This is a genomic window from Faecalibacter macacae, assembly GCF_003687725.1.
Classification (GTDB): Bacteria; Bacteroidota; Bacteroidia; order Flavobacteriales; family Weeksellaceae; genus Empedobacter; species Empedobacter macacae.
In genome coordinates, this window is record NZ_RDOJ01000003.1 from 27,956 (window position 1) to 45,296 (window position 17,341).

The 17,341-nt window shown below is 31.0% G+C and carries 19 protein-coding genes and 1 tRNA gene; 12 read left to right on the forward strand and 8 right to left on the reverse strand.

The window, feature by feature from the left end:
• Nucleotides 1-43: 43 nt before the first annotated feature.
• Entirely contained in the window at nucleotides 44-472 is a 429-nt protein-coding gene (locus EAH69_RS02700; protein ID WP_121933658.1) for a PepSY-like domain-containing protein, read from the forward strand.
• A 23-nt stretch (nucleotides 473-495) separates the two neighbouring features.
• Complete coding sequence (locus EAH69_RS02705) at nucleotides 496-951, forward strand: PepSY-like domain-containing protein (protein ID WP_121933659.1); 456 nt, start codon at nucleotides 496-498, stop codon at nucleotides 949-951.
• A 54-nt stretch (nucleotides 952-1,005) separates the two neighbouring features.
• On the opposite strand, the gene EAH69_RS02710 is transcribed toward EAH69_RS02705, so the two are convergent.
• A complete protein-coding gene (locus EAH69_RS02710) occupies nucleotides 1,006-1,653 on the reverse strand; it encodes a protein-L-isoaspartate(D-aspartate) O-methyltransferase (RefSeq protein WP_121933660.1) in 648 nt (215 codons plus the stop codon).
• Nucleotides 1,654-1,725: 72 nt separating this feature from the next.
• Here EAH69_RS02710 and EAH69_RS02715 point away from each other — a divergent pair, with 72 nt between their 5' ends.
• Both EAH69_RS02715 and EAH69_RS02720 read left to right on the forward strand, forming a co-directional pair.
• Nucleotides 1,726-2,730, forward strand: coding sequence for a Gfo/Idh/MocA family protein (locus tag EAH69_RS02715; protein WP_121933661.1), 1,005 nt, complete (start codon nucleotides 1,726-1,728; stop codon nucleotides 2,728-2,730).
• 23 nt (nucleotides 2,731-2,753) lie between these two features.
• Nucleotides 2,754-3,644, forward strand: coding sequence for a 3-hydroxybutyryl-CoA dehydrogenase (locus EAH69_RS02720; protein WP_121933662.1), 891 nt, complete (start codon nucleotides 2,754-2,756; stop codon nucleotides 3,642-3,644).
• A gap of 73 nt (nucleotides 3,645-3,717) precedes the next feature.
• Here the strand turns inward: EAH69_RS02720 and tpx are convergent, their stop codons facing one another.
• Complete coding sequence (gene tpx / locus EAH69_RS02725) at nucleotides 3,718-4,221, reverse strand: thiol peroxidase (protein WP_121933663.1); 504 nt, start codon at nucleotides 4,219-4,221, stop codon at nucleotides 3,718-3,720.
• Between the two features lie 116 nt (nucleotides 4,222-4,337).
• On the opposite strand from tpx, the gene EAH69_RS02730 reads away from it, so the two are divergent.
• From EAH69_RS02730 to EAH69_RS02740, 3 genes are all read left to right on the forward strand, one after another.
• Nucleotides 4,338-5,519 (forward strand): pyridoxal phosphate-dependent aminotransferase, encoded by a 1,182-nt coding sequence (locus EAH69_RS02730; protein ID WP_121933664.1) that lies wholly within the window; start codon nucleotides 4,338-4,340, stop codon nucleotides 5,517-5,519.
• 435 nt (nucleotides 5,520-5,954) lie between these two features.
• Nucleotides 5,955-6,028, forward strand: a tRNA-Met gene (locus tag EAH69_RS02735).
• A gap of 141 nt (nucleotides 6,029-6,169) precedes the next feature.
• The gene (locus tag EAH69_RS02740) at nucleotides 6,170-7,222 is read left to right on the forward strand and encodes an NAD(P)/FAD-dependent oxidoreductase (protein ID WP_121933665.1); all 1,053 of its coding nucleotides are present in this window, start codon (nucleotides 6,170-6,172) and stop codon (nucleotides 7,220-7,222) included.
• A 65-nt stretch (nucleotides 7,223-7,287) separates the two neighbouring features.
• Here the strand turns inward: EAH69_RS02740 and EAH69_RS02745 are convergent, their stop codons facing one another.
• The 3 genes from EAH69_RS02745 to EAH69_RS02755 all read right to left on the reverse strand — a co-directional run bounded on the left by EAH69_RS02745 (nucleotide 7,288) and on the right by EAH69_RS02755 (nucleotide 9,978).
• The gene (locus EAH69_RS02745) at nucleotides 7,288-7,992 is read right to left on the reverse strand and encodes a GLPGLI family protein (RefSeq protein ID WP_121933666.1); all 705 of its coding nucleotides are present in this window, start codon (nucleotides 7,990-7,992) and stop codon (nucleotides 7,288-7,290) included.
• Between the two features lie 2 nt (nucleotides 7,993-7,994).
• Complete coding sequence (locus tag EAH69_RS02750) at nucleotides 7,995-9,041, reverse strand: hypothetical protein (RefSeq protein WP_121933667.1); 1,047 nt, start codon at nucleotides 9,039-9,041, stop codon at nucleotides 7,995-7,997.
• A gap of 145 nt (nucleotides 9,042-9,186) precedes the next feature.
• Entirely contained in the window at nucleotides 9,187-9,978 is a 792-nt protein-coding gene (locus EAH69_RS02755; RefSeq protein ID WP_121933668.1) for a TIGR00266 family protein, read from the reverse strand.
• Nucleotides 9,979-10,121: 143 nt separating this feature from the next.
• Between EAH69_RS02755 and EAH69_RS02760 the strand changes: the two genes are divergently transcribed.
• From EAH69_RS02760 to EAH69_RS02780, 5 genes are all read left to right on the forward strand, one after another.
• Nucleotides 10,122-10,454 (forward strand): 2Fe-2S iron-sulfur cluster-binding family protein, encoded by a 333-nt coding sequence (locus tag EAH69_RS02760; RefSeq protein WP_121933669.1) that lies wholly within the window; start codon nucleotides 10,122-10,124, stop codon nucleotides 10,452-10,454.
• A 93-nt stretch (nucleotides 10,455-10,547) separates the two neighbouring features.
• Nucleotides 10,548-13,382 carry a DNA polymerase I gene (polA, locus tag EAH69_RS02765; RefSeq protein ID WP_121933670.1) on the forward strand — a complete coding sequence of 945 codons (2,835 nt, stop codon included), beginning with the start codon at nucleotides 10,548-10,550 and terminating at the stop codon, nucleotides 13,380-13,382.
• Between the two features lie 110 nt (nucleotides 13,383-13,492).
• On the forward strand, nucleotides 13,493-13,918 hold the full coding sequence (locus tag EAH69_RS02770; protein WP_147439072.1) for a hypothetical protein: 426 nt from the start codon (nucleotides 13,493-13,495) through the stop codon (nucleotides 13,916-13,918).
• Between the two features lie 179 nt (nucleotides 13,919-14,097).
• Nucleotides 14,098-14,586: a hypothetical protein gene (locus EAH69_RS02775; protein ID WP_121933672.1), complete on the forward strand. Its 489-nt coding sequence runs from the start codon at nucleotides 14,098-14,100 to the stop codon at nucleotides 14,584-14,586.
• An 11-nt stretch (nucleotides 14,587-14,597) separates the two neighbouring features.
• Complete coding sequence (locus EAH69_RS02780; protein ID WP_121933673.1) at nucleotides 14,598-15,293, forward strand: response regulator transcription factor; 696 nt, start codon at nucleotides 14,598-14,600, stop codon at nucleotides 15,291-15,293.
• A gap of 32 nt (nucleotides 15,294-15,325) precedes the next feature.
• Here EAH69_RS02780 and EAH69_RS02785 read toward each other — a convergent pair whose 3' ends face one another.
• The 3 genes from EAH69_RS02785 to EAH69_RS02795 are packed head-to-tail and all read right to left on the reverse strand — an operon-like array spanning nucleotide 15,326 to nucleotide 17,341.
• Nucleotides 15,326-16,072: a class I SAM-dependent methyltransferase gene (locus EAH69_RS02785; protein ID WP_121933858.1), complete on the reverse strand. Its 747-nt coding sequence runs from the start codon at nucleotides 16,070-16,072 to the stop codon at nucleotides 15,326-15,328.
• Between the two features lie 40 nt (nucleotides 16,073-16,112).
• A complete protein-coding gene (map, locus tag EAH69_RS02790; RefSeq protein WP_121933674.1) occupies nucleotides 16,113-16,922 on the reverse strand; it encodes a type I methionyl aminopeptidase in 810 nt (269 codons plus the stop codon).
• Nucleotides 16,919-17,341 carry a BT0820 family HAD-type phosphatase gene (locus tag EAH69_RS02795; RefSeq protein WP_121933675.1) on the reverse strand — a complete coding sequence of 141 codons (423 nt, stop codon included), beginning with the start codon at nucleotides 17,339-17,341 and terminating at the stop codon, nucleotides 16,919-16,921. The genes map and EAH69_RS02795 overlap by 4 nt, the downstream gene beginning before the upstream one ends.

Consider the following 17,341-nt stretch of genomic DNA (forward strand, 5'->3'; position numbering starts at 1 on the left):
TCACCTCATAGCTTTGTCTTGTCAAATTTAAAAAAATAGAGTTATGAAAAATATAGTAAGCGTAATTTTAATCGCATTAGGAACATCAGTATTTGCACAAGATCAAATTGTAACCTTCAATCAATTACCAACAAAAGGGCAAAATTTTATTTCTAAATATTTTCAAAAAGGACAAGTAAGTACAGTTATTTTGGATAACGATTACATTTCGAAAGATTATGATGTTGTTTTGACAAATGGTACAAAAATTGAATTTGACGGAAAAGGAAATTGGAAAGAAGTTGACGGAAAACGAAATGCAATTCCAACTACATTTATTCCACAATCAATTTTAAATTATGTGAATAAAAGTTTTCCAAATACGAAAATTATAAAAATTGAAAAGAATAGATTCTCTTATGATGTTGAATTAACGAATGGATTAGATTTAGAATTTGATTCGAAAGGGAATTTTGTCAGAATTGATGATTAATAAAAATAAAGAGCACTTAGTTTATGAAGAAAATAGTTTTAGCTTTAAGTTTATTCGCGTTTGTTGGATTTACAACGATTTCTTGCAATAACGACGACGATAACAATACAACTTTTGTTGAATTGAATACTTTGCCAACTGCGGCAAGGGATTTTGTAGGGAATTATTTTCCTGGAGTTGAAATATTAAATATTGAAAAATATTCGCCAGCGAAAGAGAATGGAGCGATGTACGAAGTTAATTTTAGAAATGGATCTGATGCAGAATTTGATACATCAGGAAATTGGATTTCAGTAGAAGCTTCAGGAAACAATACAATTCCAACAGGATTTATTTTACCTTCTATCGTTTCTTATGTTTCAAATAATTATCCAAATCAAGGAATTAATCAGATTGAAATTAAAAACGGAGGTTTTGAAGTAGAATTAACAAATGATGTTGATTTGCATTTTGATTCAAATGGAAATTTCATTCGATAAATCAATAATATAATAAAAGTAAAAACCCAACTTCCTTTAGAAGTTGGGCTTTTTTTATTTTTCACGACTTTCAAGCATTGGAACAAATTGAAAGCTTCCAAATTCGAACATTTCAAAATTTGTTTCATCAAGTCGAATAATAGTCATCATTTTTTGCGATTTATCACCGATTGGAATCACCATTATTCCACCTATTTTCAATTGCTTTAATAATTCTTTCGGAATTTCTGGAGCTCCAGCAGTAACTAAAATTTTATCAAAAGGTGCGTAAGTTGGTAAACCTTTATAACCGTCGCCATAGGTTTGATAACGCGGTTCAAATCTGATATTTTTTAAGATTATTTTCGAAAAATCGAATAATTCTTTTTGCCTTTCTATGGTAAAAACTTCTGCACCCATTGCAACTAAAACTGCTGTTTGATAACCACTTCCAGTTCCAATTTCTAGGACTTTATCCATGGGTTGTATATCCAATAATTGCGTCTGAAATGCAACCGTATAAGGATGCGAAATGGTTTGACCAGCTGCAATAGGAAATGCTTCATCTACGTAAGCATACTCCGAAAATGCGCTGTCAAGGAACAAATGGCGTGGTATTTCGTTGATGGCGTGTAAAACTTGTTGGTTTTCTATTCCTTTGGAAATCAATAAATCAACAAGCATTTTTCTTCTTCCTTGGCTTTTAAAATCGTCTATAGACATCTTCCAAAATTTTTACAAAAATGCATTAAATACAACATATTCTCATTAATTTTATCCCAAATTCTACACAAAATGTTAAAAGTAGGCGTAATTGGTGCTGGACACCTAGGAAAAATACATTTAAAATTATTAAATCAATCTGAAAAATACGAATTAATCGGTTTCTTTGATTCGTTCGAGGAGAACGGAAAAAAAGTTGAAGCTGAATTTGGTTACAAATTTTTCCACTCGATGGATGAGTTGATGGATGCAGTGGATGTTGTGGATATTGTAACACCTACTTTATCTCATTACGAAGTTGCAGTAAAAGCAATAGAAAAAGGAAAACACTTTTTTGTTGAAAAGCCAATCACTAATACTTTAGAGGAAGCAAATTCGTTAATAGAATTATCTAATGCAAAAGGATTAAAAGCACAAGTTGGACATGTGGAACGTTTCAATCCGGCATTTACATCTGCTTTACCTTACATTGGAGAACCATTATTTATCGAAACTCACCGTTTAGCAGAATTTAATCCTCGTGGAACAGATGTTCCTGTAGTGTTAGATTTAATGATTCATGATTTAGATGTGATTTTATCGATTGTAAAATCAGAAATTAAATCGATTCATTCATCAGGAGTTTCAGTAATTTCAGATACACCAGATATTTCGAATGCAAGAATTGAGTTCGAAAATGGATGTGTTGTAAATGTTTCAACTTCTCGTATGTCGATGAAGAATATGCGTAAAATGCGCGTTTTCCAACGTGATGCGTATATTTCTATTGACTTTTTAGAGAAGAAAACAGAAATTATTAAAATGCACAAAGCACCAGAAAATCCTTCTGAATATGCAATGATTTGGCAAAATGATAAAGGTGAACGTAAAGAAATTGCTTTCGAACATCCAGAAGTTTTACCAAATAATGCTATTTTAGATGAATTAGAATCTTTTGCCGATTCAATCGAAAATGATCTACCAATTAAGGTTTCGTTAGAGGATGGTCGTAATGCATTAAAGGTAGCTTTAGAGATTATTGCTTATTTCGAAAAATCTCAAGAAGTAATTCAAAACCAAAACATAGAAAAAGAATAATTTTTTAAATAAAACACAAGAAAATGAAAAACATAACTGTAATTGGAGCAGGAACAATGGGAAACGGAATTGCTCACGTTTTTGCACAATCAGGATTCAAAGTAAACTTAGTGGATGTTGCACAAGCAAGTTTAGATAAAGGAATGGCAACTATTGCTGGTAATTTAGATCGTATGTTAGCGAAAGAAAAAATTACAGCAGAAGATAAAGCGAATACTTTAAATAACATCACAACTTTTTTAAGTGTAGAGGAAGGTGCGAAAGAAGCAGATTTAGTTGTAGAAGCAGCGACAGAAAATTTAGATTTAAAATTAAAAATCTTTCAACAATTAGACGCTGTAGCTCCTGCACATGCAGTTTTAGCATCAAACACTTCTTCAATTTCAATTACTAAAATTGCGTCGGTTACAAAACGTCCTGAGCAAGTAATTGGAATGCATTTTATGAATCCAGTTCCGATGATGAAGTTAGTTGAAATCATTCGTGGTTACAGTACTTCTGATGAGGTTACGACAGCTATTATGGAAATGTCTAAACAATTAGATAAAATTCCGGTTGAAGTAAATGATTATCCAGGATTCATTGCAAATCGTATTTTAATGCCAATGATCAACGAGGCAATTTACTCTTTATATGAAGGAGTTGCTGGAGTTGAAGAAATTGATCAGGTAATGAAATTAGGAATGGCACACCCAATGGGACCATTACAATTAGCTGATTTTATTGGTTTAGATGTTTGTTTATCAATTTTAGAAGTTCTTTACGAAGGATTTAAAAATCCTAAATATGCGCCATGTCCATTATTAGTTAATATGGTAACGGCTGGTAAGAAAGGAGTTAAGTCGGGTGAAGGTTTCTATGATTACTCAGAATCTAAAAAAGCTGAGAAGCTAGCAAAACAATTTGTAAAATAAATAATCATATCATAAAAAAGGTCATCCAATTGGATGACCTTTTTATTTTTTTTAAATAAAGAAGAATTTTTTATTATCCTTTGATTGCAGCAATTGCCGCTTCATAAGATGGTTCTTGTGCAATTTCTGGTACTTGTTCAGTATAGATTACTTCTCCTTCTGGGCTAACAACTACAACTGCGCGGCTATGTAAACCTGCTAAAGGTCCTTCAATCATTTTAACTCCGTAGTTATTTACGAAATCTTCTGATTTGTAATCAGCTAAAGAAATCACATCATTTAAACCTTCAGCACCACAAAAACGGCTTTGTGCAAATGGTAAATCTTTAGAAATACATAATACAACTGTGTTTTCTAAAGAAGATAATTCTTGGTTAAATGTACGAACAGATTGCGCACAAACTCCAGTATCTACACTTGGGAAGATATTTAAAACAACGTATTTACCAGCATAATCATTTAATGATTTTGAACTTAAATCTGATGCAGTTAATTCAAATTCAGGTGCTTTAGTTCCTACTGTTGGCAACTCACCGTTAGTGTGAATTGGATTCCCTTTAAATGTAATTTGAGCCATAATTTTAGATATTTTTTGGTGTTTAAATCAGTATAAAATTAATCATTTTATCCTTAGAATAAATTATCTTCGCAAGAAGATAAGATTTTAAATAAAACAAATAATTCACAAATATTATGCAACTTTCAAAGCGTCTACAAAATTTAAAACCTTCTGCTACGATTGCAATGTCTACAAAAGCAAGAGAATTAAAGGCACAAGGATTAGATATTATTAGTTTAAGTATCGGTGAGCCTGATTTTAATACACCTGACTTTATTAAAGATGCGGCTAAAAAAGCTTTAGACGAAAATTATACAGCTTATACACCAATTGGTGGTTATCCAGAATTAAAGGATGCAATTATTACAAAATTTAAACGTGATAATAATATTGAATATGCACAAAATCAAATTGTAGTTTCTACTGGAGCAAAACAATCAATTTATAATGTTTTACAAGCGATTGTAGATGATGGAGACGAAGTTGTAATTCCAACACCTTACTGGGTTTCATATTCAGATATTGTTGAATTATCTGGAGGAACTCCAGTTTTTGTTGAAGCTAAATTAGAGAATGATTTCAAAATTACTCCAGAGCAATTAGAAGCTTCTATTACAGATAAAACGAAAGCAATTATCTATTCTTCTCCATGTAACCCATCAGGATCAGTTTATACAAAAGAAGAATTACAAGGTTTAGCAACTGTTTTAGCTAAACATCCAAATGTGATTATTATTTCTGACGAAATTTATGAGCACATTGTTTACGGAGATAAAAATGTAAGTATTGCATCTTTCCCAGAAGTATACAACCAAACAGTTACTGTAAATGGTTTAGCAAAAGCATTTGCGATGACAGGTTGGAGAATTGGTTTCATAGGAGCGCCAGCTTGGTTAGCTAAAGCATGCGAAACTTTACAAGGACAAGTAACATCAGGAACAAATGCAATTGCACAACGTGCTGCCATCACAGCTTTAGAAGCAGATCCATCTTCAGTTCAATACATGATTGATGCGTTTGCAGAACGTCGTGAATTAATGATTGGTTGGGCTAAAGAAATTCCAGGATTTAAAGTAAACGAGCCAAAAGGTGCGTTTTACTTATTCCCAGATGTTTCTGAAACTTTCGGTAAAACATACAACGGAGTTACAATCAATAATGCAGATGATTTAGCTTTATATATTTTAGAATATGCACAAGTAGCAATCGTTTCTGGTTCTGCTTTCGGATCTAAAGAGTGTATTCGTATTTCTTACGCAGCATCTGTAGAAGAGTTACAAGAAGCAATGGCTAGAATCAAGAAAGCGTTATCTTAATCAAAATTTGATTTAATATAAAGTAAAAGTCTCAGAAATTTCTGAGACTTTTTTATTTTTATAGGGATTAAGAATGCGCTATATAATTTTTTAGGTTTAATAATTACGGGATTTTTAGCCTATGGATTATCGTTTTATTGGATATTTTATGGATTTACTTTTTCAAAAGCTCAAAAAATAGTCATCGAAATCTATTTTTTGGTCTTTTTTCTTGTGATGATTTATCTTTTGATACTATTTTTTCTTTTTAGATTACTCAAACAGGCGGTAAATTTCATTCAATCTAAAAAAAATAAAAAATATTTTAAAATTTATTTTTTTGAACATCAATCAATTAGTCTGTTTTAGCTGAAAAATGTAAAAAATAATTGAAAAAACATTTGGTGTAGTCCAAATTATGCCCTTATATTTGCACCACTAAAAACAACAAAACAAGGCGAGGTAGCTCAGATGGTTAGAGCGCAGGATTCATAACCCTGAGGTCGGCAGTTCGATTCTGCTCTTCGCTACGACCTCGAAAGCAGATTCATTACGAATCTGCTTTTTTTTTGATGAAATATTAACAGTCTTCTGACGATAATCATCATTTAAATTGTTCAATTTCACTAAATTTGCAAACAATTTAGTTGTATTCTAAATAAGTTTTTAAAATGATTCAAACAGATATAATTATTATCGGTGCTGGACCTACAGGATTATTCGCTGTGTTCGAAGCAGGTTTATTAAAATTAAGATGTCACATTATTGATGCTTTACCACAACCAGGTGGGCAATTAGCAGAGCTATATCCTAAGAAACCTATTTTCGATATTCCAGGTTATCCATCAGTTGGTGCAGGAGAATTAGTTGATAATTTAATGGAGCAAATCAAACAATTTGAGCCAGGATTTACTTTAGCTGAACAAGCGACAACAATCGACAAACAAGAAGACGATACATTTATCGTTACTACAAATAAAGGAACACAAGTACACGGTAAAGCAGTTGCAATCGCTGGTGGATTAGGATCTTTTGAGCCTCGTAAACCTTTAATCGATAATCTTGCAGATTATGAAGAAAAAGGAGTGGAGTATTTCGTGAAGAATCCAGAACAATTTCGTGATAAAAAAATTGTAATCGCAGGTGGAGGAGATTCAGCATTAGACTGGTCTATTTTCTTAGCAGAAGTTGCAGCTGAGGTAACTTTAATTCACCGTCGTAATGAATTCCGTGGAGCTTTAGATTCGGTTGATAAAGTAATCGAATTAAAGAAACAAGGAAAAATTAATTTAGTGACGCCAGCAGAAGTTGTCGGAATTAAAGGTGATGGAAAAGTAGAAGCTTTAGTGATCGAAAAAGAAGGAGAAACTTTTGATATCGCCACAGATTATTTTATTCCTTTATTTGGTTTATCGCCAAAATTAGGTCCTATTGCGAATTGGGGATTAGAAATCGAAAAGAATGCGATTAAAGTAAATAATGCTTTAGATTATCAAACAAACATCGAAGGGATTTACGCGATTGGAGATGTTAACACATATCCAGGAAAATTAAAATTAATTTTATGTGGATTCCATGAAGCAACTTTAATGTGTCAATCTGTTTATAATAAATTAAACCCAGGAAAGAAATTTGTATTAAAATATACGACAGTTTCTGGAGTGGATGGTTTTGACGGAACACGTAAAGAAGCTGAAAAAGCAGTTGTAAAAGCGATTGATTAAGATTTAAAATATCAATTTATATCATAAAAGCACCTCAAAATGAGGTGCTTTTTTTGTGAAATCTTTTACTGATTAATGATATTAATTTCTTTTCTCATTTCCTCAAAAGTTACAATTTTTCCTTTTTTAGGTAATGAAATAATTAAAGGCTGTTCTAAAATTTCTAATTGATTAATAGTAAAAATCGTTTTGAATAATTCAGTTTCGAATTCTAATTTTAAGATTAATCCAGGTAAATTGGCAAAGTTGTGAGGTCCGTCTTTATATTTTATATCTGATGAATACCAAGCGATAATTTCATTTCCTTCTAGATCTTCACCGATAGCTTTTGTCACATTATATCCATTAATTACGGACTTTTCTTTTGTTAATTTCCAATTGTAATTGGGTAAATTTTCTTTAACTAAATATGTTTTTACATTAATATCAAATTGTTTATAATATTTGTTTTTAGAAAAATCTTTGAATAGTGGATTTTGTTCAGATGCTAATAATTCTTGCACAATCATATTCGACTCGTCTTGTGCATTATTAATTTTTGTATTTGCTTTAAAGACTGAAAATTTATTATTACTTTCTAAAATAAAATCGATGAAAATACCTTTATCAATTGCACTTTTAAATGCCGGTTGTAATTCTTTAGGGAAAATTTCTTTTGATTGTTCAAAATCAAAAATAAATTCTGCGGTATAAGTAGCTTTTATACTTTCGGTTTGTGCAAAAACGAACGAAGTAATCAATAATTGGAAGACAATTAAAATATTTTTCATGTTTAATTTTTAAAGCTTTTACGAATATCCTTTTTTTCGTTGATCGATTGATTAAATTCAGGAAATGGTTGATCGCTGAAATCTTTGACTTCGAGGTTTATTTTTACATCCAAAATATGTTTATTATTCACTTCATCCAAATATGTTGTATTCCAGTTTCTAAAACTTTCTTTTAAAATCCATTTGTTTTGATATAGCCTATATTTATATATCACTTCATTGCTATTTATTGTAGTTCCAGAATTTTCAAAATTTCGATTTTCTTGTATAGATGAATGTTCAACAATAGCAAAAGTTTCTTTATCTATTAAAAATATATTTGTAACATTAGATTTATTGTGCTTAAACTCTAATTCATACATGTATTTATCTGCATATTTTGTTATCCAAACTTTTTCGTAATCGTAAGTTTTCTCTACTAATTTTTTATGCATACTTTCTATACGCTTAAGAAGTGAAATATTATTAAAATATTCATTCATTTTATAACTAGATTTTAGATGCATTCCTTCACCTACAACACGATTATTTTCTTTTCCGTTTGAATGAATTTTAACTTGATTTTTCTTGAATCTAAATTGTAAATCAACATCAGTATAATCTCTGTTTATAGAATCGATGATTGCATCAAGCACAAAATTTACTTTATAAAAATGTTGTTCTGTATTAAAGTTTTTATCATAATTCTCAATCACTTTTTGCAGAATATCTTTTGCTTTTAAATTTGTGATGAATGTTTCTTGTAATTCAATTTCATCTACTTTTTCAAGTTGAATAATTAATTCGTCAGCTTTTAATTCAGTGATTTTAAAAATAGCATTTTGATAATTTTTTTTAGCAATAATTAATTCATCATTTGATGAAACATTATTTAAATCAATCATTACATTTCCATTAATGTCTGAAATGAAATTTTTTGTGGATTGATTAAAATAAATATCAGAATCAGCTAATGGAGAATTATTTTCTTTATCCACAATTTTGATGTTTTTTATTTGTGCAGAAACTGAGATTCCGAAAAGTAATAGAAAGAGAAAAAATTTATTCATTAATAATAGTTTAATGGTTGGTTTATAAATTTATAAAAAAGATTTATCTAAAATAAATCTTTAGAGAGACTTACTGTTATAAATAAAAAAGCGTTACAGAAAATTTTCTATAACGCTTTTAATTCACATTAAATATTTAAAAGAATTAATCTCCATCAATCAAACGACCTAATCCACCTAAAACAGATCCTTCTCCTTTAGACGATCCACCTGCAGAAGGCGCATGTGCAATAATACGATCTGCCAATCGGCTAAATGGTAAAGATTGTACATAGACAGTTCCAGGTCCACGTAACGTCGCGAAGAAAACTCCTTCACCACCGAATAAAGTATTTTTTATTCCGCCAACAAATTCGATGTCATAATCAACCGTTTGTTCAAAACCAACGATACAACCTGTATCTACTTTTAATACTTCACCAGGTTGTAAAACTTTTTTGTGTAAAGTTCCACCAGCATGGATAAAACTCATTCCGTCACCTTCTAATTTTTGCATGATAAATCCTTCACCACCAAAAATTCCAGTTCCTATTTTACGGTTAAATTCTATTCCGACAGAAACACCTTTGGCAGCAGCTAAAAATGCATCTTTCTGACAGATAAATTTCCCATTGTATTTTGATAAATCCAACGGAATAATTTTACCAGGATATGGTGAGGCAAAAGAAACTTTCTTTTTCCCGTGTCCGTAATTTGTATATGTTGTCATAAAGAGACCTTCGCCAGTTAACATACGTTTTCCAGCATTCATCAATTTACCAAATATTCCTTTGCTTTGTGTAGAACCATCACCAAAAATAGTCTCCATTTTGATTCCGTCTTCCATCATCATAAAACTTCCGGCTTCAGCAACAACAGTTTCTTGTGGATCTAATTCGATTTCCACAAATTGCATTTCTTCTCCAAAAATCTCGTAATCTATTTCGTGTGCGTTCATGCTTTTTCTATTTTTATAGTTAGTAGCTAAAATGAGTATTTCGTAACAAGAATTGTTATAAATTATTCTTAAAATTTATTCTGAATCGATAAACTTTTTTTAGTGAACGAAGTATTAGTATTTTTGTAACAAGAACATTGAAAATGGCAGATATTAAAATTACAATTATAGATAGAGACGGAGTTTCTCATGAGGTTGATGCTCCAACAGATATGAATATGAACGTGATGGAATTAGTTCGTGCATACGAGTTAGCACCAGAAGGTACAATTGGTGTTTGTGGAGGTATGGCAATGTGCGCATCTTGTCAATGTTACGTACAAACGCCAGAAATTAACTTACCAGAAATGACGCCAGATGAAGATGCAATGTTAGGTGAAGCTTTCAATGTACAAGATAATTCTCGTTTAGGATGTCAGTTACATATCACAGAAGATATGGACGGTTTAGTGGTAGAATTAGCTCCTGAATATTAATTATTGTGTTTTACGTAGTATGTGATATGTTCTACGTAGATAAAATTTTGCGTTTACCGTAAGACGTAAAACGTATTACTTAAAACTTAACAAATGAATCAAGATAAAAGATTATTTCTTTTGGATGCTTATGCCTTAATTTTTAGAGGTTATTATGCATTTATAAAAAATCCACGAATCAATTCAAAAGGATTCAACACCTCAGCAATTATGGGGTTTATGAACTCTCTTTTTGATGTCCTTCGTCGTGAACAACCGACGCATTTAGCCGTTGTTTTTGATGTTGGAGAAGCAACTGTTCGTACCGTTGATTTTCCAGAGTACAAAGGAAATCGTGACGAAACGCCAGAAGCAATTCGCGAAGGTGTACCATATATTCAAGAGTTATTAAGAGCTTTAAATATTCCTGTGTTATTTGCGCAAGGATATGAGGCAGATGATGTAATCGGAACTTTAGCAATTAAAGCTGAAAAAGAAGGTTACATGACGTATATGGTAACTCCCGATAAGGATTTTGGACAATTAGTTACCGAAAATATCAAAATGTACCGTCCGCCAGCAAATGGAAAAGGTGTTGAGATTTGGGGAATCGAAGAAATTAAAGAAAAATTTGGTGTAGATTATCCAATTCAGGTTATCGATTATTTAGGTATGATGGGTGATGCTGTGGATAATATTCCTGGTTTACCAGGAGTTGGAGCAAAAACTGCAAGTAAATACATCAAAGAATTTGGTTCGTTAGAGAATTTATTAGCAAATACAAATCAATTAAAAGGGAAAGCAAAAGAGAAAATTGAAGCGAATAAAGAATTAGGTTTATTATCTAAAAAATTAGCAACAATTATTACTGATGCTCCTGTTGAGTTTGATGAGGAAGATTTATTAGTTTCTTCGCCAGATATTGATAAAGTAACTGAATTATTTACGGAGTTAGAATTCCGTCGAATGTTAGAAACAGTTTACAAAATTTACGGATTAGATGGTTCTGGTATTATCAAGGAAGCGCAAGAGGAAATTTCTATTGCATCTCAAGAAAATGCTAAGGAGAATCAAACGGCTCAACAATCATTGTTTGATTTTACTTCGGATGAAGAAATTGTTCCTCAAAATTCTGTATTTACAAATATCAATTCAACTGATCATTTTTATCAATTAGTTGATACGCCAAAATCAAGAAATTTATTAATCAGAAAATTAAAAGGTTTAAAAGAATTTTGTTTCGATACAGAAACTACTTCTTTAGAAACTTTGGAAGCTGAATTAGTAGGTATTTCTTTTTCTTACGAAAAAGGCAAAGGATATTATGTTCCTTTTTCTGCTGATTTTGATGAAGCAAAAGCTTTAATTAACGAATTTAAAGAAGTTTTAGAAGATGAATCAATTGCTAAAATTGGTCAGAATTTAAAATATGACATTAAAGTTTTAGCAAAATATGGTATTGAAATTAAAGGAAATAATTTCGATACGATGATTGCTCATTATTTAATTAATCCAGATATGCGTCACGGAATGGATGTTTTATCTGAAACTTATTTGAATTATCAGCCAGTTAAAATTGAGGATTTAATCGGTAAAAAAGGAAAGAATCAAAAGTCTTTTAGAGAAGTAGAATTAGAAGCGCAGACAGAGTATGCTGTGGAAGATGCTGATATTACCTATCAATTAAAAAATCTTTTCGAACCTGAATTAATCAAAGCGAATACGCATAAATTATTTACAGATCTTGAAATGCCATTGATGCAAGTTTTAGCTGAAATGGAATTGAAAGGAATTAATTTAGATGTTCCATTCTTAAAAGAATTATCTGTAAAACACGAAGCTAAATTAGCAGAATTAGAAGCGCAAATTTACGAACATGCTGGTGAAGAATTTAATGTGAATTCTCCACGTCAGTTAGGTGAGATTTTATTTGATAAATTACAATTAGATCCAAAAGCGAAGAAAACTAAAACTGGTCAGTACGCAACTGGGGAAGAAATTATTTCTAAGCTAAAAGATAAACACGATATTATTGCAGATATTTTACAATATCGTCAATTACAAAAATTAAAATCGACTTATATCGATGCGTTACCAGAATTGGTAAATTCAAAAACAGGTCGTCTGCATACAACGTATGCGCAAACAGTAGCTGCTACTGGTCGTTTATCTTCTGTTAATCCAAACTTACAGAATATTCCAATTCGTTCAGAAGAAGGTCAGCAAATCCGTAAAGCATTTATTGCATCAGATGAAAATCATGTCTTAATTTCTGCCGATTATTCGCAAATCGAATTACGTTTAATTGCGCAAATGTCGCAAGATCCTGCGATGGTAGAAGCTTTTAAAAGTGGACAAGATATTCACGCAGCAACAGCAGCAAAAGTATTTAATGTTGCCTTAGATGAGGTAACTCGCGAGCAACGTAGTCAAGCAAAAACGGTAAACTTCGGAATTATTTACGGGGTTTCAGCTTTTGGATTAGCAGAACAAGCTAATGTTTCTCGAAAGGAGGCGAAAGAGTTGATTGATGCATATTATGTAACTTATCCGACGTTAAAATCTTACATCGAAAAACAAGTTGATTTGGCTCGTGATCAAGGATATGTAGAAACATTAATGGGACGTCGTCGTTATTTAAAAGATATTAATTCGAGAAATGGAGTTGTTCGTTCGCATGCCGAACGTAACGCGGTAAATGCACCAATCCAAGGTACGGCTGCAGATATTGTTAAAATAGCAATGATTGAAATTCAGCGCGAGTTGAAGAAAAATTTCAAAACAAAAATGCTTTTACAAGTGCATGATGAGTTAATTTTTGATGCACCAAAAGATGAAGTTGAAGCAGTTTCTGAAATGATTAAAGCAAAAATGGAAGCAGCAGCGTCGTTTGATGTTCCTTTAATTGCTGAAGTTGGAGTAGGAGCTAACTGGTTAGAGGCGCATTAATTTTATAAAATATTATCAAGTAGATCCACACTAAAAAGTGTGGATTTTTTGTTTAAAAAATATTGTGTATTTTATAAATGGCTGTATTTTTACTTAACAAAAACACACAAATGAAACAATTTTACTTGATGCTTTTCTTCGGATTAGCTTCGGTTGGAATCAATGCGCAGGAAATAGACCGTTTTCCAATTTATCCAGGTTGTGAACGTTATATGAAAGACAATCAAAAATTAAATGGTTGTTTGCAAGAACGATTAGCGACAGATCTTAAATTATATACTAAAGACGATAGTAAAAAGAATGCAGAAGCAAAACCGGAATTAGTTAAAATTTCTTTCGTTATCGATCAAAAAGGTGTGATGAAAGATTTTGAACTAATTGAGAGTGAGAGTGATGTAGCGTCTAAAAAACTTTTAAAAAGACTAGATGAACTTGTTAAGTACAATGAAAAAAGAAATCGTAAGATAGAGCCAGCTTCGTACAGAAAAAGAAGTGTTCAGTTTAAAGTTACTTATTTAGGAATTCAGAATGTATAGAATATAATCCAAATCGAAAGATTTGGATTTTTTTTGTAAATATAGTAATGAAGCATATTTTACATAAGAGAATTAGTTATATCTTAGTCGTAACCAACTAACATATAACTTGTATGAGAAAAATTTCTCTTTTACTCACTCTTATTTTTCTAATCACTTCATGTAGCAAAGAAGTTGTTTTGGATATAAAATCCCAAGAAGATATAGATAAAAATATTGCTAATTCATACATCAAAGTTTCTTATGATTATGAAAATTTAGATTTAAAAAATTGTAATGATTTCGTTTTTGAATTTAAAGATGTTGAAGTTATTAAATTAAGAAAATCTGATTTTGATGAAATTTCTAAAGGATTAATTAATTCAAAATTAAGCTCGGTTCAAACAACAACAGGTTCTGATTTTTCATTAGAATACAGAGGATATAAATTCTGTATGAATCATCTTGGAAACATAATAAGAAACAATAGAAGAATGAATGATGATCAAGATTTGGGTTATTTAATAAAATCAAAATCTAATTATTATAATCATTTTACGGAAGAAGAATTAGTTAAAAATGATTCGTTAGTAAATCGTTTAGGATTGCCTTTTGGCTATAATTATATTGATAGCCTTGCTGTAAGTAAAGATGTATTAAAAAAGAAAAATATTATTCTTACTTATTAATAATCATTGAAATGAAACAATCTAAAATTCAACAATCGGATTTACAATCCTTTTTAAAAGTTCCATTTTCGTATTATTTTATTTATGATTTACAAAAAAGTACATTTGATTTCGTTGAAGATAAAATAAGTAATGTATTGGGTTATGTAGCTGAAGAAATTAATATAGATTTATTTTTAGCTCGTATTCATAAATCAGATTTACAAGATTTAATGAAACATGAGATATCAATTAATCGATTTTTAAAGAATATTTCAATTGATCACTACTTTGATTTTATTTTTAGATATGATTTCAGAATTGAAACTAAATCTGGAACTGAGAAAAGAATTTTGCAAGAAATAAAATTTCATACAATTGATGAAGATGGTATAATTCATAAAGTGTATGTAAAACATACAGATATTTCTGGTTTACAGTTTGTCAAATCTAATTTGGCAATAATAGGTATTAATGGTCAAGATTCAATATATAATGTAGATGCAGAAAATAGCGAGTTTACTGATTTTACATTAACAAAAAGAGAAATTGAAATTGTAAAATTATTAGCTAAAAACTATTCGAGTGTGCAGATTTCAGAAAAATTATTTATAAGTATTCATACTGTAAATACGCACCGAAAAAATATATTATCAAAGAGTAAATGCAATAACTTCTTAGAATTGATTTTACTTTTAAAACAAAAAGGTTGGACTCACTTTCAATAAAAAAATCCCGTTATAAAAACGGGATTTTAATATTATAAAGGTTTTCTTACAATCGGAAGTATTTCACCTTTTTCTAAACAGTATTTTTCAACGTCACTTGCGGGTATTTGTTTTGTGTAGTCTACTTGCTCTACAATAAATCCTGCATTTTCCAAACGTTTATAATAATCTAAACCATATACACGAACGTGATCATATTGTCCAAATTCGCGGCGACGATCTTCTTTTGAAGTGATTGTTGGATCTTCGTAAGTAACATCTCTTTGATAAGAGATAGGAACTTGTAAAATTCCCCAACCTCCAGGTTTCATCACTCTGAATAATTCTGACATTGCTTTTGCATCGTCCGGAATATGTTCTAACACGTGATTACAGAAAATAACATCATATGTATTATCATCAAAAGGTAAGTCGCAAATGTCAGCTTTAACATCAGCTAAAGGCGATTCTAAATCACTTGTTGTGTAATCTAAATGATTTAGATTACGAAATCTTTTGATAAACGACTGCTCAGGAGCTATATGTAAAACTTTTGCAGCTTTTGTAAAAAAGTCTGTTTCGTTTTTCAAGTATAACCACATTAAGCGGTGTCTTTCTAACGAATAAGTTCCTGGAGAAAGCACATTTTCACGTTGATTCTCGTAACCGTATGGTAATAAATTTTTATATCCTTGATTATCGATTGGATCTTCAAAACGATTTCCTCGCATGTACCAAACGATAAATGGTCGAACGATGTAACTTCCTTGTATTAATAAAGGACGTGGAACAATGTTCATTATTTTTTTAAATGCCGCTTTCACTAAATGAGATTAAAGCTTATGGTTTAAATAAAAATGGTGTTTCTTCGTCAGTAACAATTCCTAATGCATCGTAAATGTATTGGAATGTTGATAATAATTTAGGTTGTCCGTCAACAACACAAACATCATGTTCAAAGTGAGCAGAATATTTATTATCACGAGTTGTAACAGTCCAACCATCTTTATGGAATTTTACCTTTTCAGTTCCCATATTAGTCATAGGTTCGATTGCTAAAACCATTCCTTCCTCAATTTTTTTACCTGAACCACGACGTCCGTAATTTGGTACTTGAGGATCTTCGTGCATTTTACGACCTAAACCATGCCCAACTAATTCACGTACGATTCCGTAACCTTCCTTTTCACAATGAACTTGGATTGCATTTCCGATATCACCAATACGATTACCTTTTTTCATTTGCTCGATACCTTTGTATAAAGACTCTTTAGTAATGCGTAATAATTTTTCTGCTTCAGCATCAATTTCACCAACAGCGAAAGTGTAAGCGTGGTCACCGTAAAAATCGTTCATAAAAACACCACAATCTACAGATAGGATATCACCTTCTTGGATTGGCGTATCATTAGGAATACCGTGAACAACTTGCTCATTCGGAGAAATACATAAGTTTTTAGGAAAATCATACATTCCTAAAAATGCAGGATATCCACCGTTATCACGAATGAATTCACCACCTAATTTATCTAAAAAATTAGTAGTAACTCCTGGTTTGATTTCTTTTGCTAACATACCTAATGTTTTAGACACTAATTGTGCGCTTAGGTACATTAATTCTAATTCTTCTTTGCTTTTTAAATGTATCATAATCCAAAAAATCCTCTCTTTTTTTTCTTACGAACAGGTTCTGTACCATGTTCGTGAAGAGAAAATTCTATTTTTTTTGTTATAATTTGATAAACTTCACCCCAACCTGGGAATCCACCTAAATTTCTGTCGTCAATAAAAATATCAGCATTTATTTTTCGACTTGCTTTTGATTCGTCAAAATCTTCTCCAATAAAACTGTTGTTGATTCCGTAAAATTCAATTCCGTTTTTAGTACAAAATTCAACAGCCTCTTCTAAAGCTTTTCCACTTCGGTAAGTCCAAAGAGTTAAACGGTAACCGTCGTTTTGTAATTGTTTTAAAGTTTCGAAAGCGAATAATTTTGGTTTACCAATAGCAGGGTATTTATCGTCTACAATTGTTCCATCAAAATCAACGGCAATAATTTTATTAGTCAT

Bases quoted from the DNA above. Each gene is read 5' to 3' on its own strand.
- EAH69_RS02710 (WP_121933660.1), bottom strand. From the start codon at position 1,653: ATGTCTATAGACGATTTTAAAAGCCAAGGAAGAAGAAAAATGCTTGTT.
- EAH69_RS02745 (WP_121933666.1), bottom strand. From the start codon at position 7,992: ATGAAAAATATTTTAATTGTCTTCCAATTATTGATTACTTCGTTCGTT.
- EAH69_RS02740 (WP_121933665.1), top strand. From the start codon at position 6,170: ATGATTCAAACAGATATAATTATTATCGGTGCTGGACCTACAGGATTA.
- EAH69_RS02720 (WP_121933662.1), top strand. From the start codon at position 2,754: ATGAAAAACATAACTGTAATTGGAGCAGGAACAATGGGAAACGGAATT.
- EAH69_RS02785 (WP_121933858.1), bottom strand. From the start codon at position 16,072: ATGAACATTGTTCCACGTCCTTTATTAATACAAGGAAGTTACATCGTT.
- EAH69_RS02750 (WP_121933667.1), bottom strand. From the start codon at position 9,041: ATGAATAAATTTTTTCTCTTTCTATTACTTTTCGGAATCTCAGTTTCT.
- EAH69_RS02760 (WP_121933669.1), top strand. From the start codon at position 10,122: ATGGCAGATATTAAAATTACAATTATAGATAGAGACGGAGTTTCTCAT.
- polA (WP_121933670.1), top strand. From the start codon at position 10,548: ATGAATCAAGATAAAAGATTATTTCTTTTGGATGCTTATGCCTTAATT.
- EAH69_RS02715 (WP_121933661.1), top strand. From the start codon at position 1,726: ATGTTAAAAGTAGGCGTAATTGGTGCTGGACACCTAGGAAAAATACAT.
- EAH69_RS02730 (WP_121933664.1), top strand. From the start codon at position 4,338: ATGCAACTTTCAAAGCGTCTACAAAATTTAAAACCTTCTGCTACGATT.
- EAH69_RS02700 (WP_121933658.1), top strand. From the start codon at position 44: ATGAAAAATATAGTAAGCGTAATTTTAATCGCATTAGGAACATCAGTA.
- EAH69_RS02780 (WP_121933673.1), top strand. From the start codon at position 14,598: ATGAAACAATCTAAAATTCAACAATCGGATTTACAATCCTTTTTAAAA.
- EAH69_RS02705 (WP_121933659.1), top strand. From the start codon at position 496: ATGAAGAAAATAGTTTTAGCTTTAAGTTTATTCGCGTTTGTTGGATTT.
- EAH69_RS02755 (WP_121933668.1), bottom strand. From the start codon at position 9,978: ATGAACGCACACGAAATAGATTACGAGATTTTTGGAGAAGAAATGCAA.
- EAH69_RS02770 (WP_147439072.1), top strand. From the start codon at position 13,493: ATGAAACAATTTTACTTGATGCTTTTCTTCGGATTAGCTTCGGTTGGA.
- map (WP_121933674.1), bottom strand. From the start codon at position 16,922: ATGATACATTTAAAAAGCAAAGAAGAATTAGAATTAATGTACCTAAGC.
- EAH69_RS02795 (WP_121933675.1), bottom strand. From the start codon at position 17,341: ATGACTAATAAAATTATTGCCGTTGATTTTGATGGAACAATTGTAGAC.
- tpx (WP_121933663.1), bottom strand. From the start codon at position 4,221: ATGGCTCAAATTACATTTAAAGGGAATCCAATTCACACTAACGGTGAG.